Annotated in this window: 20 protein-coding genes; 6 read left to right on the top strand and 14 right to left on the bottom strand. The window is 67.6% G+C overall.

Translation table 11 applies throughout. The features are described from left to right. Positions 1 to 380 precede the first annotated feature (380 nt). Positions 381 to 1,757: a nucleobase:cation symporter-2 family protein gene (locus tag AC5LXK_RS13920; protein WP_493389331.1), complete on the top strand. Its 1,377-nt coding sequence runs from the start codon at positions 381 to 383 to the stop codon at positions 1,755 to 1,757. Positions 1,758 to 2,154: 397 nt separating this feature from the next. Here the strand turns inward: AC5LXK_RS13920 and AC5LXK_RS13925 are convergent, their stop codons facing one another. From AC5LXK_RS13925 to AC5LXK_RS13935, 3 genes are read right to left on the bottom strand one after another with little or no spacing between them, the layout of a single operon-like run. Beyond that, positions 2,155 to 3,681 (bottom strand): efflux transporter outer membrane subunit, encoded by a 1,527-nt coding sequence (locus AC5LXK_RS13925; RefSeq protein WP_493389332.1) that lies wholly within the window; start codon positions 3,679 to 3,681, stop codon positions 2,155 to 2,157. After that, positions 3,681 to 6,881, bottom strand: coding sequence for an efflux RND transporter permease BpeB (bpeB, locus tag AC5LXK_RS13930; RefSeq protein WP_493389333.1), 3,201 nt, complete (start codon positions 6,879 to 6,881; stop codon positions 3,681 to 3,683). The genes AC5LXK_RS13925 and bpeB overlap by 1 nt, the downstream gene beginning before the upstream one ends. Before the next feature lie 15 nt (positions 6,882 to 6,896). Then, positions 6,897 to 8,174, bottom strand: a complete 1,278-nt coding sequence (locus tag AC5LXK_RS13935; RefSeq protein WP_493389334.1) for an efflux RND transporter periplasmic adaptor subunit — start codon at positions 8,172 to 8,174, stop codon at positions 6,897 to 6,899. A 399-nt stretch (positions 8,175 to 8,573) separates the two neighbouring features. On the opposite strand from AC5LXK_RS13935, the gene AC5LXK_RS13940 reads away from it, so the two are divergent. Then, a complete protein-coding gene (locus AC5LXK_RS13940; RefSeq protein WP_493389335.1) occupies positions 8,574 to 9,215 on the top strand; it encodes a TetR family transcriptional regulator in 642 nt (213 codons plus the stop codon). Positions 9,216 to 9,251: 36 nt separating this feature from the next. Here AC5LXK_RS13940 and AC5LXK_RS13945 read toward each other — a convergent pair whose 3' ends face one another. Then, a complete protein-coding gene (locus AC5LXK_RS13945; RefSeq protein ID WP_493389336.1) occupies positions 9,252 to 9,917 on the bottom strand; it encodes a cysteine hydrolase family protein in 666 nt (221 codons plus the stop codon). A 152-nt stretch (positions 9,918 to 10,069) separates the two neighbouring features. On the opposite strand from AC5LXK_RS13945, the gene AC5LXK_RS13950 reads away from it, so the two are divergent. Then, complete coding sequence (locus AC5LXK_RS13950) at positions 10,070 to 11,077, top strand: helix-turn-helix domain-containing protein (protein ID WP_493389337.1); 1,008 nt, start codon at positions 10,070 to 10,072, stop codon at positions 11,075 to 11,077. A gap of 60 nt (positions 11,078 to 11,137) precedes the next feature. Here AC5LXK_RS13950 and AC5LXK_RS13955 read toward each other — a convergent pair whose 3' ends face one another. The 6 genes from AC5LXK_RS13955 to AC5LXK_RS13980 form a co-directional block, all read right to left on the bottom strand. Further along, positions 11,138 to 11,845 (bottom strand): SRPBCC family protein, encoded by a 708-nt coding sequence (locus tag AC5LXK_RS13955; protein WP_493389338.1) that lies wholly within the window; start codon positions 11,843 to 11,845, stop codon positions 11,138 to 11,140. A gap of 28 nt (positions 11,846 to 11,873) precedes the next feature. After that, positions 11,874 to 12,233: a DUF427 domain-containing protein gene (locus AC5LXK_RS13960; protein ID WP_493389339.1), complete on the bottom strand. Its 360-nt coding sequence runs from the start codon at positions 12,231 to 12,233 to the stop codon at positions 11,874 to 11,876. Positions 12,234 to 12,364: 131 nt separating this feature from the next. Next, positions 12,365 to 12,802 (bottom strand): carboxypeptidase-like regulatory domain-containing protein, encoded by a 438-nt coding sequence (locus AC5LXK_RS13965; RefSeq protein WP_493389340.1) that lies wholly within the window; start codon positions 12,800 to 12,802, stop codon positions 12,365 to 12,367. Positions 12,803 to 12,902: 100 nt separating this feature from the next. After that, positions 12,903 to 14,387 (bottom strand): DegQ family serine endoprotease, encoded by a 1,485-nt coding sequence (locus AC5LXK_RS13970; protein WP_493389341.1) that lies wholly within the window; start codon positions 14,385 to 14,387, stop codon positions 12,903 to 12,905. 111 nt (positions 14,388 to 14,498) lie between these two features. Further along, positions 14,499 to 15,845, bottom strand: a complete 1,347-nt coding sequence (locus AC5LXK_RS13975) for an ATP-binding protein (protein ID WP_493389342.1) — start codon at positions 15,843 to 15,845, stop codon at positions 14,499 to 14,501. A gap of 3 nt (positions 15,846 to 15,848) precedes the next feature. Beyond that, positions 15,849 to 16,511, bottom strand: coding sequence for a response regulator (locus tag AC5LXK_RS13980; protein WP_059233314.1), 663 nt, complete (start codon positions 16,509 to 16,511; stop codon positions 15,849 to 15,851). Between the two features lie 186 nt (positions 16,512 to 16,697). On the opposite strand from AC5LXK_RS13980, the gene dacB reads away from it, so the two are divergent. From dacB to AC5LXK_RS13995, 3 genes are all read left to right on the top strand, one after another. Further along, complete coding sequence (gene dacB / locus AC5LXK_RS13985) at positions 16,698 to 18,230, top strand: D-alanyl-D-alanine carboxypeptidase/D-alanyl-D-alanine endopeptidase (protein WP_493389343.1); 1,533 nt, start codon at positions 16,698 to 16,700, stop codon at positions 18,228 to 18,230. A gap of 331 nt (positions 18,231 to 18,561) precedes the next feature. Continuing rightward, positions 18,562 to 19,476, top strand: coding sequence for a sterol desaturase family protein (locus tag AC5LXK_RS13990; RefSeq protein ID WP_493389344.1), 915 nt, complete (start codon positions 18,562 to 18,564; stop codon positions 19,474 to 19,476). 95 nt (positions 19,477 to 19,571) lie between these two features. Next, positions 19,572 to 20,702 (top strand): SGNH/GDSL hydrolase family protein, encoded by a 1,131-nt coding sequence (locus tag AC5LXK_RS13995; protein WP_493389345.1) that lies wholly within the window; start codon positions 19,572 to 19,574, stop codon positions 20,700 to 20,702. 81 nt (positions 20,703 to 20,783) lie between these two features. Here AC5LXK_RS13995 and AC5LXK_RS14000 read toward each other — a convergent pair whose 3' ends face one another. From AC5LXK_RS14000 to AC5LXK_RS14015, 4 genes are all read right to left on the bottom strand, one after another. Beyond that, positions 20,784 to 21,812, bottom strand: coding sequence for an L-threonylcarbamoyladenylate synthase (locus AC5LXK_RS14000; RefSeq protein ID WP_493389346.1), 1,029 nt, complete (start codon positions 21,810 to 21,812; stop codon positions 20,784 to 20,786). An 11-nt stretch (positions 21,813 to 21,823) separates the two neighbouring features. Next, positions 21,824 to 23,017 (bottom strand): 5-(carboxyamino)imidazole ribonucleotide synthase, encoded by a 1,194-nt coding sequence (locus AC5LXK_RS14005; protein ID WP_493389347.1) that lies wholly within the window; start codon positions 23,015 to 23,017, stop codon positions 21,824 to 21,826. 80 nt (positions 23,018 to 23,097) lie between these two features. Further along, a complete protein-coding gene (gene purE, locus AC5LXK_RS14010; RefSeq protein ID WP_069257477.1) occupies positions 23,098 to 23,619 on the bottom strand; it encodes a 5-(carboxyamino)imidazole ribonucleotide mutase in 522 nt (173 codons plus the stop codon). 16 nt (positions 23,620 to 23,635) lie between these two features. Further along, on the bottom strand, positions 23,636 to 24,526 hold the full coding sequence (locus AC5LXK_RS14015) for a phosphoribosylaminoimidazolesuccinocarboxamide synthase (protein ID WP_175032501.1): 891 nt from the start codon (positions 24,524 to 24,526) through the stop codon (positions 23,636 to 23,638). Between the last annotated feature and the right edge of the window lie 50 nt (positions 24,527 to 24,576).

The raw sequence follows: 24,576 nt of genomic DNA on the forward strand, positions 1-24,576 counted from the left end.
CCGTTTTTTGCCGCATCGTCGACGCGTCGAATGCATGGTTTGCCGCCGGGTTACACCGGGCTGCACCTTGTGTGCAAAAGCGGCCGTTCGCGGGTTAACCCGGCACGATTTTTCGACACCCCTTTTTGCCACTATGCGCCCGCCCCGATACACACCATAAAGCGACCTATATTTGACACGGGGGCCGGCGCTATTTTGAAGGGCTATAAAACCGGGAAACCTCACTCCTGCGGCAGTTTCCCGATGATCGACACCCTGTTCCATGCCGAATCGGCATATCGAACCAGCAAAGAACGGAATAGAACCCAGCGCTCTTGTTGCGTGGATTCATTCCGAATAACTTCGTATCACCCCGAAAACAAGATCATGGAGTGAGACAGATGCAATCGAACACGGTCCATCCGTGCGATGAGGTGCTGCCGACCGGCAAGCTGGTAACGCTTGGTCTGCAACACGTCCTCGTCATGTACGCCGGCGCTGTCGCGGTGCCGCTTATCGTTGGCGCCGCACTCAAGCTGCCAAAAGACCAGATCGCGTTCCTGATCAGCGCCGATCTGTTTTCGTGCGGCATCGCCACGCTGATCCAGACGCTGGGCCTGTGGATCTTCGGGATCCGCCTGCCCGTCATCATGGGCTGCACGTTCGCGGCGGTCGGCCCGATGATCGCGATCGGCACGAACCCCGGCCTCGGCATTCTCGACATCTTCGGCTCGACGATCGCGGCCGGCATCATCGGCATCGTGCTCGCGCCGATGATCGGCAAGTTGTTGCGGTTCTTCCCGCCCGTGGTCGTCGGCACGGTGATCGCCGTGATCGGGTTGTCGCTGATGGAAGTGGGCATCAACTGGGCGGCCGGCGGCGTCGGTAACCCCGAATACGGCAGCCCCGTCTATCTCGGCCTGTCGCTGCTCGTGCTGACGCTGATCCTGATGATCAACAAGTTCGGCCGCGGCTTCATCGCGAATATCTCGGTGCTGCTCGGCATCGTCGCCGGCTTCGCGATCGCGTTCGCGATCGGCCGCGTGAATACCGACGGCGTCGCGCACGCACCGTGGGTCGGCATCGTGATGCCGTTCCACTTCGGCATGCCGCACTTTGACCCGCTGTCGATTGTGACGATGGTCACGGTGATGTTCGTCACGTTCATCGAATCGACCGGCATGTTCCTCGCGGTCGGCGACATGGTCGATCGTCCGGTCAACCAGGAGCGCCTCGTGCGCGGCCTGCGCGTCGACGGCCTCGGCACGCTGATCGGCGGCATCTTCAACTCGTTCCCGCATACGTCGTTCTCGCAGAACGTCGGCCTGATCGGCGTGACGGGCGTGAAGAGCCGGTTCGTGTGCGCCACGGGCGGCGTGATCCTCGTGCTGCTCGGCCTGTTCCCGAAGATGGCGCAGGTCGTCGCATCGGTGCCGCCGTTCGTGCTCGGCGGTGCGGGCATCGTGATGTTCGGGATGGTCGCGGCGAACGGCATCAAGGTGCTGTCGAAGGTCGACTTCGTGAACAACTCGCACAACCTGTTCATCGTCGCCGTGAGCGTCGGCATGGGCCTCGTGCCGGTCGTGTCGCCGCACTTCTTCTCGAAGCTGCCGCCCGCGCTCGCCCCGATCCTGCACAGCGGCATCCTGCTGGCATCGGCCTCGGCCGTGATCCTGAACATCGTGTTCAACGGCGTGAAAGGCGAAAAGGATGCGCGCTGCGACATCCGCCGCGCCGGACACGACTTCGACGGGCGTCCCGCCGACGTGCACCACTGATCGCACCGCGCCGGACGACGGCGCGAAGCGGTAACGCAAAACGCCACGGCTTGCCGTGGCGTTTTTGCTGTGCAGGTGCCGGGCCGCGCGGAGCGCTCGGGGGCGCGCTCCGCGCGTGGAGGCCGAGCACCGGTGAGCGGTGCAGGATGTCGATTGGCTGCGCACGTTGCGCGGTCAGCGCGGTCAGCGCGGTCAGCGTGGTTGGCGTGGTTGGCGTGGCGGGCATGAACAGCGCAAGCGGAACGCGACGCACGCATCGCCACGACAACACCCTTCTTCTCGCACGATTCGACAGCACAAAAGAAAACGCCACGGATTTGCGTCCGTGGCGTTTCGTTTTTGCGTACTGCCGGTTCGGCGGACAAACGCGGTTTCCCGCGCCTGCCCTTCTCTGCGCTTACCCGTTCGTCGCTGCCGCCGACGCCGCCGCCGCCGGAGCGGCCGCCTTGTCGTAGTCGACCGGCGCATCCGGCGCACGCGGCGTCTCGCCGGCCCGCTGGACCCACCCGCCGCCCAGTGCGCGGTACAGGTCGACCAGGTTCGTCCAGCGCGCCAGACGCGCGCTGATCAGCGTCTGCTGCGCCGAGTACAGATCCGTCTGCGCGGTCAGCACCGACAGGTAGCTGTCCACACCATTCTTGTAGCGCAGGTCCGACAGGTCGAAACGTCGCTGCTGCGCGTGCTCGTTGCGCTCCAGCGCCGCGATCTGCTGGTCGTACGTACCACGTGCGGCCAGCCCGTCCGATACTTCGCGGAACGCCGACTGGATCGCCTTCTCGTAGTTCGCGATCTCGATGCGCTTCTGCACGTGCGCGAGATCGAGGTTCGCGATGTTCTGCCCGCCCTCGAAGATCGGCAGCGCGATGTTCGGCGCGAACGACCACGCCGCCGTGCCGGCCTTGAACAGGCCGCCCAGCGTCGGGCTCGCGGTGCCGAACGCGGCCGTCAGCGAGATCTTCGGGAAGAACGCCGCGCGTGCCGCGCCGATGTTCGCGTTCGCGGCCAGCAGCGTCTGCTCGGCCTGCATCACGTCCGGACGGCGCGTGAGCAGATCCGACGGCAGCCCGGCCGGCACGTCCGTCAGCAGGTTCTGCGCGTCGAGCGGCATGCCTGCCGGCAGGTCGTCCGGCAGCGGCTCGCCGATCAGCAGCACCAGCGCATTCAGCGCCTGCGCGCGGGCACGTGCCTGCGCCTGCTGGTTCGCGAGCGCCTGCTCGACCACCGTCTGCGCCTGACGCAGGTCGAGCTCGGAGCCCGTGCCGTTGTCGAACTGCAGCTTCGTCAGGTTGTACGACGCCTGCGCGGACTTCAGCGTGTCTTCCGTGACCTTCAGCAGGTCGTCGGTCGACAGCAGCGTCAGGTACTGGTCAGCCACCTGCGACACCAGCGAGATCTCGGAGGCCTGCCGCGCATACGCGGTCGACAGGTACTGCGCGAGCGCCTGGTCCTTCAGGCTCTGCACGCGGCCGAACAGGTCGAGCTCCCACGAAGCGGACAGCCCGACGTTGTAGGTCGACGTGATGTTCTGACCCGGCACCGACGTCAGCGCATTCGGCAAACGCTGGCGATTGCCGGTGCCCGTCGCGCTGAGCGTCGGGAACAGGCCCGCGCGCGTGATCTGGTACTGCGCGCGCGCCGCCTCGATGTTCAGCACCGACACGCGCAGGTCGCGGTTGTTCTTCAGCGCGATTTCGATCAGCCGCTGCAGGCGCGGATCGACGAAGAATTCGCGCCAGCCGATGGCGGTCGCCGCCTGGCCGTTCGCGCTGCGCGCGCCGGCCGCACCCGGCTGCGTCGCGTAGACGCCGCCGGCCGGGTACGCCTGCGCGACGGGTGCGTCGGGCCGCTTGTAATGCGGCGCCATCGTGCAGCCCGTGGCAAAGAGCGCGACCGCGATTGCAGTCAAAGCGTGTTTTTGCATCATCACTGTCCCTTGTTGCCTTCGTCGCCGTTGCCCGGCTTCTCTTCGTGGTGCGAGTGCTCCTGAGCCAGGCGCAGCGCCTCGTCGACGTCTTCCTTCTCGCCGCTGAAGATCGCACGGATCTTCACGAAGAACATCGGGATCATGAAGATCGCGAGGAACGTCGCCGTGATCATCCCGCCGATCACGCCGGTGCCGATCGCGTGCTGGCTGGCCGAACCCGCGCCGTTGCTGATCGCGAGCGGCATCACGCCGAGAATGAACGCGAGCGACGTCATCAGGATAGGACGCAGCCGCAGACGCGCCGCTTCCAGCGCGGCCTCGATCGGCCCCATCTTTTCCGTCAGCTGCAGCTCTCTCGCGAATTCCACGATCAGGATCGCGTTCTTCGCCGACAAGCCCACGGTAGTCAGCAGGCCGACCTGGAAGAACACGTCGTTCTCGAGGCCGCGCATCGTTGCCGCGAGCAGCGCACCGATCACGCCGAGCGGCACGACCATGATCACCGAGAACGGGATCGACCAGCTTTCATACAGCGCCGCGAGACACAGGAACACGACGAGGATCGAGATCGCGTACAGGATCGGCGCCTGCGAACCGGACTGGATTTCCTGGAACGAAAGGCCCGTCCACGAATAGCCGATACCGACCGGCAGCTTCTTCGCGATCCCTTCCATCGCGGTCATCGCCTGGCCGGTCGACTTGCCCGGTGCGGCCTGACCCTGGATTTCCATCGCCGACACGCCGTTGTAACGTTCGAGCTTCGGCGAACCGTACGTCCAGTGACCGGTCGAGAACGCGCTGAACGGCACCATCCCGCCCGAGCTGTTGCGCACGTACCAGATGTTCATGTCTTCCGGCGTCATCCGGAACGGCGCGTCCGACTGCACGTACACCTTCTTGATCCGGCCGTCGGTATCGAGGAAGTTGTTCACGTACTGCGATGCCCACGCGATCGAGAACGTCTGGTCGATCGCCGCAGCCGTCACGCCGAGCGCGTTCGCCTTCTCGCGGTCGATGTCGACCTTGTACTGCGGCGTATCGTTCAGGCCGTTCGGACGGACACCCTGCAGCGTCGGATCCTTCGAAGCCATCCCGAGCAGCTGGTTACGCGCGGCCATCAGCGCATCGTGGCCGAGACCGGCGTTGTCCGTCAGCTCGAAGTCGAAGCCGGCAGCCGTACCGAGTTCCGGAATCGACGGCGGGTTGAACGGGATCACGATCGCGTCCTTGTAGCCCGCGTAGCGCCCGAACATCCGGCCGATCAGCGCCTGCACCTTCTGGTTCGCATGCTGACGCTGCGAGTAATCCTTCAGGCGCACGAACACGAGACCCGAGTTCTGGCCGCGGCCCGCGAAGGAGAAGCCGTTGACCGTGAACGCGGACTCGACGATTTCCTTCTCGTCCTTCAGCAGGTAGTCGGAAATGTTCGCGAGCGTCTTCGCGGTCGTTTCCTGCGTCGAACCCGACGGCGTCTGCACGATCACGAACATCAGGCCCTGGTCTTCATCGGGCAGGAACGACTTCGGCAGGCGCACGAACAGCAGGCCGACCGCGACGATCACGACCAGATAGATGATGAGCCAGCGGCCCGAGCGCTTGATCACGTGGTGCACGCCGACGTGGTACTTGTCGCGGCTGTTGTTGAACGTGCGGTTGAACCAGCCGAAGAAACCCTTCTTCTCTTCGTGATGCCCTTGCGGGATCGGCTTCAGGATCGTCGCGCACAGTGCCGGCGTCAGAATCAACGCGACCAGCACCGACAGCACCATCGCCGACACGATCGTCAGCGAGAACTGACGATAGATCGCGCCGACCGACCCGCCGGAGAACGCGACCGGCACGAACACCGCCGACAGCACGAGCGCCACGCCGACGAGTGCGCCGGTGATCTGGCCCATCGCCTTGCGGGTCGCCTCCTTCGGTGACAAGCCCTCTTCCGCCATCACCCGCTCGACGTTCTCGACCACCACGATCGCATCGTCCACCAGCAGGCCGATCGCGAGCACGAGGCCGAACATCGACAGCGTGTTGATCGAGAAGCCCACCATCGACATGATCGCGAACGTGCCGAGCAGCACCACCGGCACCGCGATCGTCGGGATGATCGTCGCCCGCAGGTTCTGCAGGAACAGATACATCACGAGGAACACGAGCACGATACCTTCGAGCAGCGTCTTGACCACTTCCTCGATCGACAGCTTCACGAACGGCGTCGTGTCGTACGGATACTTCACGACGAGGCCGTGCGGGAAGAACGGTGCCAGTTCGTCGATCTTCGCGCGTACGGCCTTCGCGGTCGCGAGCGCGTTGGCGTTGGTCGCGAGCTGGATACCGAGTGCCGCGGTCGGCTGACCGTTGTACTTCGTGTCGAAGTTGTAGTTTTCGCCGCCGAGCTCGATCTTCGCGACATCCTTCAGGCGAACCTGCGAGCCGTCCTGGTTGACCTTCAGCAGGATGTTGCCGAACTGCTCGGGCGTCTGCAGCAGCGTCGATTCGGTGATCGTCGCCTGCAGCACGGTGCCCGGCGTGGCCGGCGTGCCGCCGATCTGGCCGCCCGCGATCTGCACGTTCTGCGCGGTGATCGCCGAGCTGACGTCGACCGGCGTGAGGCCGTAGTTCGTCAGGCGGTTCGGGTCGAGCCAGATCCGCATCGCGTACTGCGAGCCGAACAGCGTGACGGTACCGACGCCGTTCAACCGGCTGATCGGATCCTTCACGTGCGACGCCACGAAGTTCGCGAGGTCGTACTTGTTCATGCTGCCGTCTTCGGAGTTGAAGGCGAGCACCAGCAGGAAGCTGCTGCTCGACTTCGTCACCGACAGACCGAGCTGCTGCACGACCTGCGGCAGAACCGGCGTCGCGAGCGACAGCTTGTTCTGCACCTGGACCTGTGCGATGTCGGCGTTGGTGCCCGGCGCGAAGGTCAGCGTGATCGTCGCGTTACCCGAGTCGTCGCTCGTCGACGACATGTACAGGAAGTTGTCGAGACCGCTCATCTGCTGCTCGATCACCTGCGTTACCGTGTCTTCCACCGTCTTCGCGGAAGCGCCCGGGTAGTTCGCGGTGATCTGGATCGATGGCGGCGCGATCGTCGGATACTGCGAGATCGGCAGCGTGAAGATCGCCGCAACCCCGGCCAGCATCAGGATGATGGCGATCACCCACGCGAAGATCGGGCGATCGATAAAAAACTTTGCCATGAAACAGGCTCCCTGTTATTGCGCGCTCGAAGCCGCGGCTGCACTCGCCGGCGCGGCGCCCGATGCGGCAGCACCGGAAGCAGCAGCGGCGCCGGAACCGGCAGCGGCCGGTGCGGCGGTGGCGGCAGCAGCACCCGATGCGGCATCGGCCGCCGGTGCGAGCTGCGCGGCGACGGTCTTCACGGTCGCACCCGGACGCACCTTGTCGACGCCCTGCACGATCACGTGATCGCCCGCTTCCAGACCGCCTTCGACGACCCAGTTCTGGCCCTGCATGCCGACCGTCTTCAGCGGACGCGGCTCGACCTTGTTGCTGGCGTTCACCACCATCGCGATCGCCTGGCCCTTCTGGTCGTGCGTGACGCCGATCTGCGGCACCAGGAACGCGTTCTCGTTCACGCCTTCCTCGATCCGTGCGCGCACGAACATCCCCGGCAGCAGCACGCGGCCCGCGTTCGGGAAGACCGCGCGGATCGTCACCGAGCCGGTGGTCTGGTCGACCGTCACGTCCGAGAACTGCAGCTTGCCCGGCTCCGGGTAGGTCTTGCCGTCTTCCAGGATCAGCGACACCTTCGCCGCGCCCGGGCCGGTCGTCTTCAGACGCCCGCTCTGCACGTCCTGGCGCAGCTTCAGCCCGTCGAGGCTCGACTGCGTGAGGTCCACGTACACCGGATCGAGCTGCTGCACCGTCGACATCAGCGTCGCCTGGCTCGCCTGCACGTATGCGCCCGGCGTCACCTGCGAAATGCCGACACGGCCGGTGATCGGCGACACGACATCCGTATAGCCGAGGTTGATCTGCGCGGTGTCGACCGCTGCCTTGCCGGCCGCGACGTCCGCCGCGGCCTGGCCTTGCGTGGCCACCGCGTTGTCGTAGTCCTGCTTGCTGACCGCGTTCGCGGCCACCAGCACCTTGTAGCGCGCGACCAGCGCGTTCTGCGTGACGAGGTTCGCCTGCGCCTTCGCGAGCGTCGCCTTCGCACTGTTCAGTGCGGCGACATAAGGTGCCGGATCGATCTTGTAGAGGCGCTGGCCGGCCTTGACGTCGGTGCCTTCGGTGAATTCACGGCGCAGCACGATACCGTCGACCCGCGCGCGGACCTGCGCGACGAGGAACGCACTGGTACGGCCCGGCAGGTCGGTGAAGACCGGTACGGCTTGCGGTTGGACGGTGACGACGCCGACTTCCGGCGTTTGCGGCGGCGGTGCCGATTCTTTTTTCCCGCACGCGGCCAGGAAAACGGCGGCCGTCGCGACAGTGATTAAGCGGTATGGAACCCGTTCGACGCGCATGGAGCGACCTCTGTGTATAACCAATGGAATAAGTGCCGCACCCGACCAGAGCGCAACACGGATGCGCCTCGCGGCGCAGATCGAACACCTGAAATACTGGACTGCTAGATACAGCACGTCGGCACGAGACCTCCGTGCCGACGGGGATGCCGCGAACTGCGGACTGGTACTTTGGCGGGAATCAGCAGAGTGGGATATTAACTGATTGCCACTTGGGTCATTCGATCGTAGGGTGGTATTGTATATACATTCACGAATGTATGTAAAAAGCCCGGTTGAGCGCCGCCGGCTATCCAGTCTTACGAATTGTTACCAGTCGCAAGCATAGCCCGTCTGCATGACGGCTGCGAGGGTTGCAGACCCTATATTCACCTACGATCGATCCAATCAGGCCTGCACATGGTCAGACGTACCAAGGAGGAGGCGCTCGAGACGCGCAACAGCATTCTCGACGCCGCCGAACACGTGTTTTTCGAGAAGGGTGTGTCGCACACGTCGCTCGCGGACATCGCGCAACACGCCGGCGTGACGCGCGGTGCGATCTACTGGCATTTCGCGAACAAGAGTGAGCTGTTCGATGCGATGTTCGACCGCGTGTTTCTGCCGATCGACGAACTGAAGCGGATGCCGCTCGACGCACCGGGCGGCAATCCGCTCGACAAGGTCCGCCAGATCCTGATCTGGTGCCTGCTCGGCGTGCAGCGCGATTCGCAGCTGCGGCGCGTGTTCAGCATCCTGTTCATGAAGTGCGAGTACGTCGCGGACATGGAGCCGCTGCTGCAACGCAACCGCGCGGGGATGAGCGAGGCGCTGCACACGATCGACGCCGATCTCGCCGGGGCCGTGCGGCTCAAGCTGTTGCCCGAGCGGCTCGATACGTGGCGCGCGACGCTGATGCTGCACACGCTCGTCAGCGGCTTCGTGCGCGACATGCTGATGCTGCCCGACGAGATCGACGCCGAGCAGCATGCTGAAAAGCTCGTCGACGGCTGCTTCGACATGCTGCGCTACAGCCCGGCGATGCTGAAGGACGGCGACTGACGGCAAGAGGCGGCCGCCCCCGCCCCGCCGTCCGGATCAGGCCGCTTTCGCGCGATGCGCGCGGGCCCGCCGGTTCGACGCGACCACCGAATCGCACGCCGGCATCGGCGCACCGGCCAGCCCCGCGATCCATGCGCCGGTCGACATCACCGCCGCGAAATTCGACTGGAACACCACCGTGAACGCGCGGTGAATCTCTTCGGCACTCGCCGCCCCCGCTTCGTTCTCGTAAGGCAGCGCGCCCGTCGCGTCGTCGAGGTACTCGACCTTCAGCCCCGCATGCGCCGCGTGATAGACCGTCGACGCATTGCAGTTGTGCGTCATGTAGCCGGCCACCGCGAGCGTATCGATCCCGTGCGCATCGAGCCACGCGGCGAGATCGGTGCCGGCGAACGCGCTTGCCTGCGCCTTCTCGATCAGGTGCGCGTACGGCCGGCCGGCGACGACCGCATGCAACGCGACGCCGTCGGAGCCCGGTGCGAAGATCGGCGCGCCGGCCGGCGCGACGTGCTGAACCACGATCACCGGCACGCCGGCCGCATGCGCGGCGTCGATCGCACGGCCGATGTTCGCGAGCGACACGTCGAGCGGCGGATACTCGATCGGCAGGTTGCCCGTCACGTATTCGTTCTGGACGTCGATCACGACCAGTGCACGGCGGGCGGCAGGATGGGAAGCGGAATGCGGGACGGCGTTCGACATGACGGGCTCCTGGTCCGGGGGCGCCGCCCCGCCCCGGAGCGGGACGGCCAGCAGCGCGATGCGTTGCATTGTCCGGTCGCATCGCTCACGCGGACAGTGGCCCGATAGCCATTCTTCGATAGAATCGGGCCATCGCCTACCCGGAGCCCGTCATGACCGCCGCTGCGTCGCCCGCCCCGCCCGTTCCGACCGTCGTCGCCGTGATCGCATACGACGGCATCAGCCCGTTCCACCTGTCGGTGCCGTCCGTCGTGTTCGGCAAGGAGCGCGACGCGGCCGTGTCGCCCGTGTTCGAGTTCCGCGTGTGCTCGGCCGAGCGCGGCCCGCTGGCCACGACCGGCGGCTTCACGATTACCGCGCCATACGGGCTCGACGCGCTCGACGATGCCGACATCGTCATCGTGCCGGCGTGGCGCGACCCGGACGAAGCGCCGCCCGGCGAGCTGCTCGATGCCGTCCGCGCGGTCGCCGCACGCGGCGCGCAACTCGTCGGCCTGTGCCTCGGCGCGTACGTGCTCGCGGCGGCCGGCCTCCTCGACGGCCGCCCGGCCACCACGCACTGGGCGTGGGCCGACGATTTCGCCGAACGCTTTCCGCGCGTGAAGCTCGATCCCGACGTGCTGTATGTGGACGACGGCAACCTGATGACGTCGGCAGGTACGGCCGCGGGGCTCGACTGCTGCCTGCACGTCGTGCGGCGGCGCTTCGGCTCGGACGCCGCGAACCAGATCGCGCGCCGCCTCGTGATCCCGCCGCACCGCCAGGGCGGGCAGGCCCAGTACGTGCCGCAGCCGGTCGCCGCGCACCCGCGCGATGCGCGGCTCGCGGGCCTGCTCGACTGGGTGCGTGCGCACCTCGACGCCGCGCACAGTGTCGATTCGCTCGCCGAACGCGTGCTGATGAGCCGCCGCACGTTCACGCGCCACTTCCGCCAGGCAACGGGCACGACCGTCACCGCGTGGCTGCAGGCCGAGCGGCTCGCGCGTGCGCAGCACCTGCTCGAAACCACCGGGCAATCGATCGACGCGATCGCGCAGGCGGCCGGCTACGGCTCGAGCGTGTCGCTGCGCCAGCATTTCTCGGGCGCGCTCGGCACGTCGCCGTCTGCGTATCGAAGGGAATTTCGCGGCGCCGGGACCGGCGCCGAGGCGGGACGGTAACGCCCGCCGCGCGGGCGGCGGGCAGGCGATGAAGCGAGAGCGGCGGAACCGGCCGGACGCTCAGGCGACGTTGATCCAGCGTGCCGCATAGAGCAGCAGCGCGACGAACACGATCATCGCCGCCCATGCCCAGACGGGCACCGTGCCCGAACCGCGATGCGGGAGCGCACTGGCCGCACGCCCGGTCAGCGCGCCGCCGAGATGCGGCGGCGGCGAACGCTTGGTCGCGGCCACCAGCGACGCCGGCCGCAGGAACACGTGCTGGCGCCGCTGCGCGGGCGAACGCGCACGATTCGGCGCGAGACCGTGCTTCGCCTGCACGACCGCGCAGAACTCGCGGAAGAAAGTATCGGTCCACTCGCGCAGCGCATTGTCGATCTGCCGCCCCGGCAGCTCGGCAAGCGGCCCGCTCGCTGTCGCCCAGACCACGTACTCGATCCGCGTGGCATCCGCGTCGTCGTCCGGCATCAGCACGAGCTCGACCTGGCCGCGCAACGCACCGAGGCCGTCGGCCCGCGCCTTGAAGTTGATCACGCGGCGCGGCTGCCCTTCCGCATCGCCCTGCTCGGCGGCCGCATGCGCGCGCACGTCGTAGCGGGCGCGCAGCGGGCCGAGCGGCACCGTGACCGTCAGCGCGAACTCGCCGTGCGCGAGTTTCACGAACGATTCGCAATGGTCGAAGCTCGCCCTCAGCAGCGCGAGATCCTCCAGCGCATCCCGCACGACAGGCGGCGCGAGCGGTACGCGTAACGTGTCGTTCAGTTCCATGACGCCTCCCCGATGAACACGCGCCGCATCAGGACGTCTCGACGAGACTGTCGACCAGTGCGACATCGAAGGCGACGTAGTGCGCAAGCGCGGACGCCCCCTCCTCCGGTTCTTCGTAACTCCATGCGGCGTTCTCGATCACGCCGTCTTCGGTCTGCAAATCGAAGTGCACGGCTTGCCCCCTGAACGGGCAGGCCGTCGTGGTGCCTGATTTCACGAGCCGGCGCATGTTGACGTCGCCGCGCGGCAGGTAATGGATGTCCGGGAGCCCCGTTTCACGCACGGTCAGCGCGCCATGCGAATCGGCATACGTGATGCCGCGATGAATCACGCGCACGCGATGACGGTTCGGCACGATTTCGAGTCGAGGGTCGGCTGCATCGGACATCGTTTCTCCTTCGGGCGGCCGGCGGGCCGGGGGCAGGAAACGAAAAAAGCCACGGCACGGGTGCCGTGGCTTTCATTATGGGCGAAACTTCGTCCGATTGCGCGACCCGTGCCCGGGCCGCGCGCGGCCGGCTACTGCGCGCTCCACTGGAATGCGGTTTTCGCGCCGCCCTTCGCGCCGACCGTGACGGCGCGCGATTCATCGTTGCCCTGGTACGACGCATGCACCGTATAGCGCCCCGGCGGCACCTTCACGAGCATGTACGGCCCGCGCGCGTCGGTCTTCAGCACTTCGGTGCCCTTGCCGTCGACGATCCGCACATGGACGTCGGCCAGGAACTCGCCGCCCTTGCCGGTGAAGCGCAGCGCCAGCGGCCACCTCGCTTCGTTGCGCTGGAACGCCGTCGATTCGTCCTGCCCGACGCCGCCAGACACGAAAGTGACATCGCCCTGCTGGCGCGCGGCAGGCAAGCCGTCCGACTGCGCGTACGCGCCGGTCGCACCGGCTGCGAGGCCGGCGGCCAGCGCCGCGGCGACGGCAAATCGGGACACGTTGCGTAGATATTGCATGGCTCTCTCCTTGGGGTCGGAACACATACGGGGCGCTGCGCTACGCGGTCGAACGACGGCGCCCGCCGCAGCCGGCCAGGCCGGCCGCGACCATCTCCGGTCAGCTCAAATCGACCGGCACGAAGATCTGTGCATTATCGCGCTGGATCAGCAGAGCAAGACTGTTGCCTGCACCCTTGACCGCGTCACGCAACTGCTCGGGGCTCGTGACCGGGCGGCCGTTGACCGCGAGGATCACGTCGCCGGGCTGGATGCCCGCGTTGGCGGCCGGCCCGCCGGCCTGCTGCACGATCAGCCCGTGCGACAGGTTGTCGGCGCTGCGCTCCTGCGGCGACAGCGGACGCACCGCAACGCCCAGGCGCCCCTGCTCCACCGGGCCGCCGTCGTTCGACGCGAGCTTCGCATCGGCCATCGCGCCGAGCGTCACGCTGAGCGACTTCTTCGACTTGTCGCGCCAGATCTGCAGGTCGGCCTTCGAACCCGGCTTCAGGTTCGCGATCTGCGCGGGCAGCGACGTCGAATCGGCGACCGGCGAGCCGTTGACCGACAGGATCACGTCGCCCGGCTGCAGGCCGGCCTTCGCGGCCGGACCGTTCGGGTCGACCGAGCTGACGAGCGCACCGTCCGGCTTCGGCAGCCCGAACGAACTCGCGAGCGTCTGGTTCAGCCCCTGCACGGCGACGCCGAGGCGGCCGCGGCTCACGTGGCCGGTCTTCACGAGCTCGTCCTTCACCTTGATCGCCTCGTTGATCGGGATCGCGAACGACAGGCCCTGGAAGCCGCCCGTCTGCGAATAGATCATCGAGTTGATGCCGATCACCTCGCCCTGCAGGTTGAACAGCGGGCCGCCCGAGTTGCCGGGGTTCACCGGCACGTCGGTCTGGATGAACGGCGTGTAGTTCTCGTCCGGCAGCGCGCGCGACTTCGCGCTGATGATGCCCGACGTGACCGTGTTGTCGAAGCCGTACGGCGAACCGATCGCGACGACCCACTGGCCGACCTTGCTCTGCGCGGGATCGCCGATCTTCACGGTCGGCAGGCTGCTTGCATCGATCTTCAGCACCGCGACGTCGGACTGCTTGTCGGAGCCGACGACCTTCGCCTTGTACTCGCGCTTGTCGGTCAGCTTGACCGTGACGACGTTCGCGCCGTCGATCACGTGCGCGTTGGTGAGGATGTACCCGTCGGAGCTGATGATGAAGCCCGAGCCGAGGCTCGCGCTCGGCTGGTCGTCCGGCTGCGCGTCGCCGCCCATGCCCGGCACCTGGCCGTAGAAGTGCTTGAAGAACTGGTAGAACGGGTCGCTCGGATCGATCGGCAGCTGCGGCTGCGGCACGCGCCGCGACACCTGCTTCACGACGTGCTTCGCGCTGATGTTCACGACCGCCGGGCCGTAGGTCTCGACGAGCCCGGAGAAATCGGGAATACCGGTCTTGGCGGCCGCTTCGGCCGGCATCAACGCGGCAGCCTGCGCGGGCGTGATGATCTGCGGATCGGCGCGGCGGGTACCGGCGTAATAACCGGCCGACAGGGCGGCCGCCACGGCGACCGCGACGGCGCCGCGCGCAAGGAATCGGGTGTTCATCGTAGGACCTCCTCTTTGTTAGGACGGAGCGTAACGACCCTGACTTAAAGGAGGCTTAATCAGCCTTAAGCGGGGCTTAAGCGACCGCCGGGGCCCGCCCGGCGGCGTTCTTCACACGGATTCGGACGACTGCGGCGCCCGGGCCGGCATCTCGGCGTCGCGGAACACGATGCTGACCAGCAGACCGCCCGCGGCCGCATCGCCGAGCGCCACCGTCGCGCCTTGCTGCGCCGCCACGCGCTTGACGATCGCGAGCCCGAGGCCGCTGCCGGACACGTCGGTGCGCGCGCGCGCCGTGCTGTCGCGATAGAAGCGGTCGAACACGCGCTCGCGCTCGTCCGCCGGAATGCCGGGCCCGCTGTCGCCGATCTGCACGCACGCGCGGCCGGCCGCATCGCTCGTCAGCGACACGTCGATACGGCCGCCGTCCGGCGTGTACTTCACCGCGTTGTCGAGCAGGTTGCCGAACATCACGCGCAGCGCGCCGACGTCCGCGACGACGCTCGCCTCGCGCGTCTCCTCGAAACCGAGATCGATGTTGTGCCGCTGCGCGAGCGGTGCATGGGCAGCTACGCATTCGGCGAGCAGCGCGTGCAGGTCGACCGGCTCGCGCATCGTCGCGCCATCCGGCTCGGCGCGTGCAAGCGCGAGCAGTTGTTCCGTGAGACGCGTCGCGCGCGACACGCCGTCCTGGAGATCCGCGACCGCCTCGCGGCGCGACGCATCGTCCTTCGCGCGGGCAACGAGCTGCGCCTGGATCTGCACGGCCGCGAGCGGCGTGCGCAATTCGTGAGCGGCGTCGGCGACGAACGCCTTCTGCGTGTCGAGCGCCGCCGACAGCCGCGCGAGCAGCCCGTTCAGCGCCCGCACGAGCGGCTGCACCTCGAGCGGCAGGCGCGCATCGGGCAGCGGATCGAGCGCTTCCGGCCGGCGCGCCTCGACCGCGCGCGTCACGCGGCCGAGCGGCGCGAGCCCGCGCCCGACGATCACCCATACGGCCGCGCCGAGGAACGGCAGCAGCACGATCAACGGCCACAGCGTGCGGAGTGCGACGTTCGCCGCCAGCCGGTTGCGCACCGACAGCGGCTGCGCGAGCTGTACGACGTTGTCGCCGACGATCGCACCGTACACGCGCCATTCGCCGCGATCGGTACGCTCGGTCGAGAAGCCGAGCTCCGCACGCGGTGCGATCGGCGCACGCGGATGCGAGAAATACATCAGCACGCCGTTGCGGTTCCAGATCTGGATCACGATGCCTTCGTCGCCGTTGGTGCGCGAGCCGAACACCTGCGAGAACGGCTCCGACGGCAGCGCCGCGGCAATTTCCTGCAGCTGGTAGTCGAACAGCTCGTTCGCCTCGGCGAGCGCCTGCCGGTAGATGAGCCAGCCCGCGATGCCCACGCCCGCGACGACGATCGCGAGCAGCCAGATCAGCAATTGATGACGAATCGACCTCACGCGTCAGCTTTCCTTGACGACCATGTAGCCGAGCCCGCGCACGTTGCGGATCAGGTCCGAGCCGAGCTTCTTGCGCAGCGCGTGGATGTAGACCTCGACCGTGTTGCTGCCGATCTCCTCGCCCCAGCCGTACATCTTTTCCTCGAGTTGGCTCTTCGACAGCACCGCGCCCGGCCGCGCGAGCAGCGCCTCGAGCAGCGCGAACTCGCGCGCGGACAGCGCGACGGGCACGCCGTCGAGCGTCACCTGGTGCGAAGCGGGATCGAGCGTCAGCGCGCCGTGGCGGATCAGCGACTCGCTGCGCCCGGCCTGGCGGCGGATCAGCGCGCGCATCCGCGCGCCCAGCTCGTCGAGGTCGAACGGCTTGACGAGGTAGTCGTCGGCGCCCGCGTCGAGCCCCTTCACGCGATCGGCGACGGCGTCGCGCGCGGTGACGATCAGCACCGGCAGCGACAGCCCGCGTGCGCGCAGCGTGCGCAGCACGTCGATGCCGTCGCGCTTCGGCAGGCCGAGATCGAGCAGCAGCAGGTCGTACGTCTCGCCGCCGAGCGCCGTGAGCGCCGCGTCGCCGTCCTGCACCCAGTCGACCGCAAAGCCGTCCGAGCGCAGCGCCTTGCGCACGCCTTCGGCAATCATTCGATCATCTTCGACAAGCAGTATCCGCATCGGGACTGGCATCCATGGGGCGAGTCAAACACGCCGACCATTGTAGCGCCGCGAATCACGTGCGCGGCACCCTGCAATGCAACAGTAAGGCGGATTGCAAGGGACCTGTTCCGACTTGTCTCTACAATGTGCGCTTCGGCGCCCCTGCGCGCCCTGCCCGAGCCCCTGCTTTTCCCGTATTCGCCCATGCCGATTTCCGATCTTTCCGTCCGGTTCGCCCCCCGCGCCCGCGTCTGCCTGCGCGCAGCAGCCGTCGTCGCCACCTGCACGGCCCTCGCGTTCGCACCGTCCGCGCAAGCCCGCAAGAAATCCCACAAGGAAGCACGCAAGACCGCCGTCGTGTCGCCTGCCGCACGTGCGGCGGGCCTGCCGGCGTCCGTGCTCGTCGCGCTGCAGCGCGCGAAGGTGCCGGCTTCGGCGATGAGCGTCGTCGTCGAGCGCGTCGGCAATCCCGAGCCGCTGATCGCGTGGAATGCGAGCCGGCCGATGCTGCCGGCATCGACGATGAAGCTCGTGACGACCTTCTCGGGCCTGTCGATCCTCGGCCCCGACTATCGCTGGCGCACGACCGCCTATACGGACGGCACGATCGATCCCGACGGCACGCTGCAGGGCAACCTGTACATCAAGGGCACCGGCGACCCGAAGCTCGTGCCCGAAGAGCTGATCGATCTCGTCGACAAGCTCCGCAAGGCCGGCGTCAAGCGCGTGGCCGGCGGCCTCGTGCTCGACAAGAGCTATTTCGCGACGTCGACGCGCGACCTGCCGTCGTTCGACGACGACGCCAGCGCACCGTACAACGTCGGCCCCGATCCGCTGCTGTACGCGTTCAAGGCGGTGTCGTTCACGGTCACGCCGGGCGAAGACGGCAAGGTGGCCGTCGACGTGCTGCCGCCGCTCGCGGACCTGTCGATCGACAACCAGCTCGTCGAAGGCTCCGGCTCGTGCAGTGCGGCCGCATCGGCCGCGCGCCCGACGCTGACGGCCGGCGGCGGCATCATGACCGCCTCGTTCGCGGGCGACTACCCGCTGCGTTGCGGCGCACACACGACCAACCTCGCGATCCTCGATCACACGACGTTCTTCGCGCGCGGCTTCCTCGCGCTGTGGCAGCAGGACGGCGGCACGATCACGGGGCCCGTGAGCGAAGGCAAGGTGCCGACCACCGCGCGGCCGCTCGCCGTGCACTACAGCCCGGTGCTCGGCAGCATCGTCTACGACATCAACAAGTTCAGCAACAACGTGATGGCGCGCAACCTGTTCCTGACGATCGGCGCGGTCAGCGGCAAGCCGCCCGCCACGCCCGAACAGTCGAGCCGCGTGATCCAGGCGTTCCTGCAGAAGAACGGCATCGCGATGCCCGACCTCGTGCTCGAGAACGGCTCGGGGCTGTCGCGCGAAGAGCACGTGAGCGCCCTGTCGCTCGCCGCGCTGCTGCAGGCCGCGAATGCGAGCCCCGTCGCGCAGGCGTTCGTCGATTCGCTGCCGATCGCCGGCATCGACGGCACGATGAAGAACCGCCTCACCAACGCCGGCGTGCTCGGCAATGCGCACATCAAGACCGGCACGCTGCGCGACGTGCGCGCGATCGCCGGCTACGTCGCCGGCGCCGACGGCCAGAGCTACATCGTCGTCAGCTTCATCAACAATGATCACGCGGAAGCCGCGCGCGCCGCGCACGACTCGCTGCTCGAGTGGATCTACGCAGGCGCGCACTGACCGCCCGCCGACCGCGCTTCGGGTCGCCCTGACGGGCGGCCCGCGCGGTTCTCCACCAACCCCGCACCCGGAATTTCGCGCTGCGCGGTTTGAAACGCCCCCCGCCACCGCCACACGACGCCCCGCGCCCCGACTCCCCCCACAAAACAGGGCCATACCGCCCGGCCCCGTGCCACGCGGCTTCCGTAGAAACCCTGTCCTCAGAGGGAACCCTCTACGCTCCCCCCTCGCCTTGCGCGTGGCGATTGCGTAGGCTGTTGGCCTGACCGATACATACAACGGGCCACACGCCCGGCCTCATGGCTTGCAGGGGAAAGAAGGAGACACGCCCATGCGATTCGACGTCGAATTGCTTCTGCTCGCGCTGGCGCCCGTCTTCCTGCTCTGCATCGCGTGGGAGGCCTGGCACCTCGCCCGCACACGTGCGCAGGACCATGTCTATGCATGGCGCGACACGCTGTGCAACGCGGCCCTCGCGCTGATGCACCAGGGCGCCGACAAGATCGCGTGGATCTTCGTGATCCCCGTCTATGCGTACTGCTACCGGCACTATCGTCTTTACACGTGGCACGACGGCTGGCTGTCGTTCGCGGTGCTGTTCGTCGCGCAGGACTTCCTCTACTACGTGTTCCATCGCGCGAGCCATCGCGTGCGCTGGCTGTGGGCCGCACACGTCGTGCACCACTCGTCCGAGCGGATGAATTTCTCGACCGCGTTCCGCCAGAGCCTGATGTACCCGGTCGCGGGCATGTGGGTGTTCTGGCTGCCGCTCGCGTTCGCCGGCTTTCCGCCGCAACAGGTCGTCGGCATCGTGCTGATCAACCTCGCGTTCCAGTTCTTCGTGCACACGCAGGCGATCGGCAAGCTCGGCTGGCTCGAATACGTGCTGAACACGCCGTCGATCCACCGCGCGCACCATGCGCGCAACCCGCGCTACATCGACCGCAATTACGCAGGCGTCCTTGTGATCTGGGATCGCCTGTTCGGCAGCTACGTCGAGGAAACGCCCGACGATCCGCCGCAGTACGGGATCGTCGAGCGGCTCGGCTCGAACAACCCGCTCGTCGCGACGTTCCACGAGTGGGGTTCGATGGTGTCCGACGCGTTGCGCGTCGACGGATGGCACAACAAGCTGCGCGCGATTTTCGGCCCGCCCGAATGGGCGAGCGCTTATCATGCGCAGATTGCCGAGGCCGTGAACCAGGATCCGCGCACCGTTCCGCTGGCGGCTGCGCGTGACCAATAAACCGTTTTAGCCAACGGCCGCCGCGCAGCCCGGAACCGAGCAGGCACGCGGCAGATGAGAAACACATCAGGCCATATCTACGAGGAGATCGAACGATGCAGACACAACAACACGCACCTTCCCGCACCCGTCAGCGCGTGCTGCGCACCGCGCAGGTCGCGATCGCCGGCGCCGCGCTCGCGCTGCTCGCCGCGTGCGGCGGCGGTGACGACAACAACAATAGCAGCGCATCGAACACGCCGCCGTCGGGCGTGAAGATGCAGATCGTGTCGTTCGGCGACAGCCTGTCCGATGCGGGCACCTACTCGCAGATCAAGCTCGGCTTCGGCGGCGGGCGCTTCACGACCAACCCCGGCCAGGTGTGGACGCAGAACGTCGCGCAATACTACGGCGACACACTGCAGCCCGCGAACCAGGGCGGCTTCGGCATCCCGCTGCAGGCCACCGGCGGCCTCGGCTACGCGCAGGGCGGCTCGCGCGTGACGCAGCAGCCCGGCATCGGCCACGCGGACGCCACCGTGCCGAACCCCGACTACGCCCAGGCGACGACGACGCCGATCGCGAGCCAGCTCACGCAGTACCTGCAACAGCACGGCAGCTTCAACGCGAACCAGATCGTGCTGCTGAACGGCGGCGCGAACGACATCTTCTATCAGGTCGCGGCCCTGCAGGCAGGCGCCATCACGCCGACGCAACTGCAGCAGAACATCGGCGCCGCCGCACAACAGCTCGCGGGCCTCGTCCAGCAGATCGTCGCATCCGGCGCGACGCACGTGTTCGTATCGAACGTGCCGGATATCGGCGGCACGCCGCTCGCGCTCCAGGGCGGCACGCAGACGACCCTCACGCAACTGTCGATGCTGTTCAACGGCACGCTCGCCGCAACGCTGCAGGCGCTCAAGGTCGACACGACCAAGTACGTGCTGCTCGACACGTTCACGTGGCAGGACGGCATCCTCGCGAACTACCAGGCAAACGGCTTCACCGTGTCGAACACCGACACCGCGTGCAACCTGAAGGCGATGGTCCAGGCCGCCACGCAGTACGGCGTCGCGAACGCAACGGCATTCGGCTCGTCGCTGTTCTGCTCGCCGCAGACCTACACGGTCCCGAACGCGGACCAGACCTACATGTTCGCCGATACGGTCCACCCGACGACGCACCTGCACAGCCTGTTCGCGCAGTACGTCGAACAGCAGATCGCGAAGTCGGGCGTCGGCAAGTAAGCCGCCGGCCACGCGCCCCAACGAAAACGCCCGACCGGTTTGCCGGTCGGGCGTTTTTTATTTCAGCGGCAGCGAACTGCGTCAGTCGCGTGCTTCGAATGCGGCCGCCGCGCGGCCGAGCCGATCGTTGACCGCGATCCACTCGACGGTCTCGGGCAGCTTCTCGACGAGAATGCGCGCAACCTGCGCGCGATCGAGCGCGCGCAGCATCCCGTACAGGTCGCGCGCGTAAGCTTGCGGATCTTCCGGCGCCGCGATGAAATGCACGCCGTCGGCCTGCGCCCAGCGCCCCGCGCGCGACGCGCGGGCGACGAGCGCGACGCGCTCGCCGTCGGTTTGCGCGGCTGCGAGCAGCGGCTCGAGCGCGTCGAACGGCAGCAGCGCGAGCGGCGTGCGCGGCGCGTAATGCGCTTTCAGCGTGCCCGACGCGCGCGGCGCGGTCGCATCGCTGCCATCCGGCAGCTTCGGTGTGCGGCCGAGCACGTCGGCAATCTGTTGCGGCGTCACGTGGCCCGGGCGCAGCAGCGCCGGGAAGCCGCGCGACAGGTCGAGGATCGTCGATTCGATGCCGACTTCGGACGCGCCGCCGTCGAGCACGTGCACGGTGTCGCCGAATTCGTCGCGCACGTGTTGCGCGGTCGTCGGGCTCACGTGGCCGAACCGGTTCGCGGACGGCGCAGCCACGCCGCCGTGGCCGCCGCGCCGCGCGCTGAACGCGGCCAGCAGCGCCTGCGCGACCGGATGCGACGGGCAGCGCAGCCCGACCGAATCCTGTCCGCCGCTCACGGCATCCGGAATGCGCGCATGGCGCTTCAGGATCAGCGTCAGCGGGCCGGGCCAGAATGCATCGATCAGCGCCTGCGCGTCGGCCGGCAGGTCAGCGGCCCAGTAGCCGGGATCGCCGCCGGGCGGCAGGTGCACGATCACCGGATGATTCGCGGGCCGCCCTTTCGCCGCGTAGATGCGCGCGACGGCTTCGGGGTTCGCCGCGTCGCCGCCGAGCCCGTAGACGGTCTCGGTCGGGAACGCGACGAGCTGGCCCGCGTCGAGCAGCGCGGCAGCCGCGTCGAGCTGGGCAGGCGTCACGGCATTCGGGAGATCGATGGACATCGGCTGGCGCCTCAGTCGAGCGGCACGCGCAGCAGCTGCGCGCACGCGGTGGCCGCGGCAACGGCTTCGTCGCGCGTCTCGGCCGTGAAGTTCACGTGGCCCATCTTGCGACCGACGCGCGCGTCTTCCTTGCCGTACAGGTGCAGGTGCGCGGTCGGCATCGCGGCAACCGTGTCCCACGGCGGCGTGACGGCGTCGGTCGCACCGTTCGGAAACCACACGTCGCCGAGGATGTTCAGCATCGCGGCCGGCGAATGCTGGCGCGGGTTGCCGAGCGGCATGCGCGTCATCGCGCGCACCTGCTGCTCGAACTGGCTCGTTGCGCACGCATCGACCGTGTAGTGGCCGGAGTTGTGCGGGCGCGGCGCCATCTCGTTCGCGACGAACGAACCGTCGTCCAGCACGAAGAACTCAACGCACAGCACGCCGACGTAGCCGAGCGTGTCGGCGATCCGCACGGCGGCCTGCTGCGCCTCTGCGACGCGCGCGGCATCGGCGGCCGGCGCCGGCACGATCGTCAGCGCGAGGATGCCGTTGTGGTGCACGTTCTGCGCGAGCGGGAACGCGGCCGACCGGCCGTCCGCGCCGCGCGCGATCAGCGCCGACACTTCGTATTTCAGCGGCAGGCGCTTCTCGAGCACGCACGGCACGCCGCCGAGTGCCGCGTGGGCGTCGCGCGCTTCCTGCGCGGTGCCCACACGCACCTGGCCCTTGCCGTCGTAGCCGAGGCGCGCCGTCTTCAGGATGCCCGGCAGCACCGCATCGAGCGCGGCATCGTCGAGCGCGGCAAGCGCCGCCGCCGATTCGATCACGACGTGCGGTGCGACGGGTACGCCCGACGCCTCGATGAAGCGCTTCTCCGCGATCCGGTCCTGCGCGACCGCGACGCAGCGGCCGGCTGGTGCAACGAACGTCGTGCGTGCGAGGAAATCGAGGCTCGCGGCCGGCACGTTCTCGAACTCCGTCGACACCGCTTCGCACAGGTCGGCCAGTTCGGCGAGCGCGGCTTCGTCGTGGTACGCCGCGCGCAGATGGCGGTCGGCGACCGCGCCGGCGGGGCTCGTCGGATCGGGATCGAGCACGGCGACGCGATAGCCCATCGACTGGGCGGCAAAGCAGAACATGCGGCCGAGCTGGCCACCGCCGACCATGCCCAGCCACGCGCCGGGCAGGATCGGGGAAACGGAATCAGGAGTTGCGGTCATGTCAGTGGTCGGTCGCGGCGGGCGCTGCCCGCCGCAGTGGGGAGGTCAGGCAGCCGCGACGCGCGGCCGCCGGTGCGCCGTCATTCCAGCGGCGGCAGCACCATTGCGTGCGCGGCTTCGTTCTGGCGCACGCGGAACGCGGCGAGCCGGTTCGCGTAGTCGACCGAGTGGCCGGACAGGATCGACACGGCGAACAGCGCGGCATTCGCGGCGCCGGCCTCGCCGATCGCGAACGTCGCAACCGGCACGCCCTTCGGCATCTGCACGATCGAGTGCAGCGAATCGACGCCCTTCAGGTACTTGCTCGCGACCGGCACGCCGAGCACGGGCACCGTGGTCTTCGCGGCCAGCATGCCGGGCAGGTGCGCGGCGCCGCCGGCGCCCGCGATGATCGCGCGCAGCCCGCGCTCGCGCGCCTTCTCCGCATAGTCGAACATCTCGTCGGGCATCCGGTGCGCGGACACGACCTTCGCTTCGTACGGCACGCCGAATTCCTGCAGGATGGCGACCGCATGCTTCATCACGTCCCAGTCGGAACTCGAACCCATCAGCACGCCGACGAGCGGTGCGCTGTGCGTGTGGGCAGTCTGGACTTCGCTCATGTCTTCCTTTCCTCGATCAGGCAAGCGACTGGCCCGTGATGCGCTCGAGCGCTTCCTGGTACTTCGCGGCGGTCTTCTCGACGACGTCGGCCGGCAGTGCCGGCGCCGGCGCCGTCTTGCCCCACGGCTGCGCCTCGAGCCAGTCGCGCACGAACTGCTTGTCGAACGACGGCGGGTTCGTGCCGACTTCGTACTGGTCGGCCGGCCAGAAGCGCGACGAATCGGCGGTCAGCGCTTCGTCCATCAGGTACAGCTTGCCGTGGTTGTCGAGGCCGAATTCGAACTTCGTGTCGGCGATGATGATGCCGCGCGTCGCCGCGTAGTCGGCCGCTTCCTTGTACAGCTTGATCGAGATGTCGCGGATCGTCGCGGCCAGCTCGGTGCCGATGCGGCGCTCGGTTTCCTCGAACGTGATGTTCTCGTCGTGCTCGCCCATCTCGGCCTTCGCGGCCGGCGTAAAGATCGGCTCGGGCAGCTTCTGCGCGTTCTGCAGGCCTTCCGGCAGCTGCACGCCGCATACGGCGCCCGACGCCTGGTATTCCTTCCAGCCGCTGCCGGCCAGGTAGCCGCGCACGACCGCTTCGATCATGATCGGCTCGAGGCGCTTGACGACCACGCCGCGGCCCTTCACCTGCTCGACTTCGTCAGCCGCGACGACCGCTTCCGGCGCGTCGCCCGTCAGGTGGTTCGGCACGATGTGCGCGAGCTTGTCGAACCAGAAGTTCGCCATCTGGTTCAGCACGCGGCCCTTGTTCGGAATCGGCTCGCCCATCACCACGTCGAATGCCGACAGGCGATCGGTCGTGACGATCAGGAGCTTGTCGTTGCCGACCGCGTAGTTGTCGCGGACCTTGCCGCGACCGAGGAGCGGCAGCGAGCGGAGCGTGGATTCGTAGAGGGTAGACATCGTCTTTTCGCAGATAAGGAGCCAAACAAAAAGGGAAACGCCGTTCCCCG

The organism is Burkholderia pulmonis (assembly GCF_984667975.1).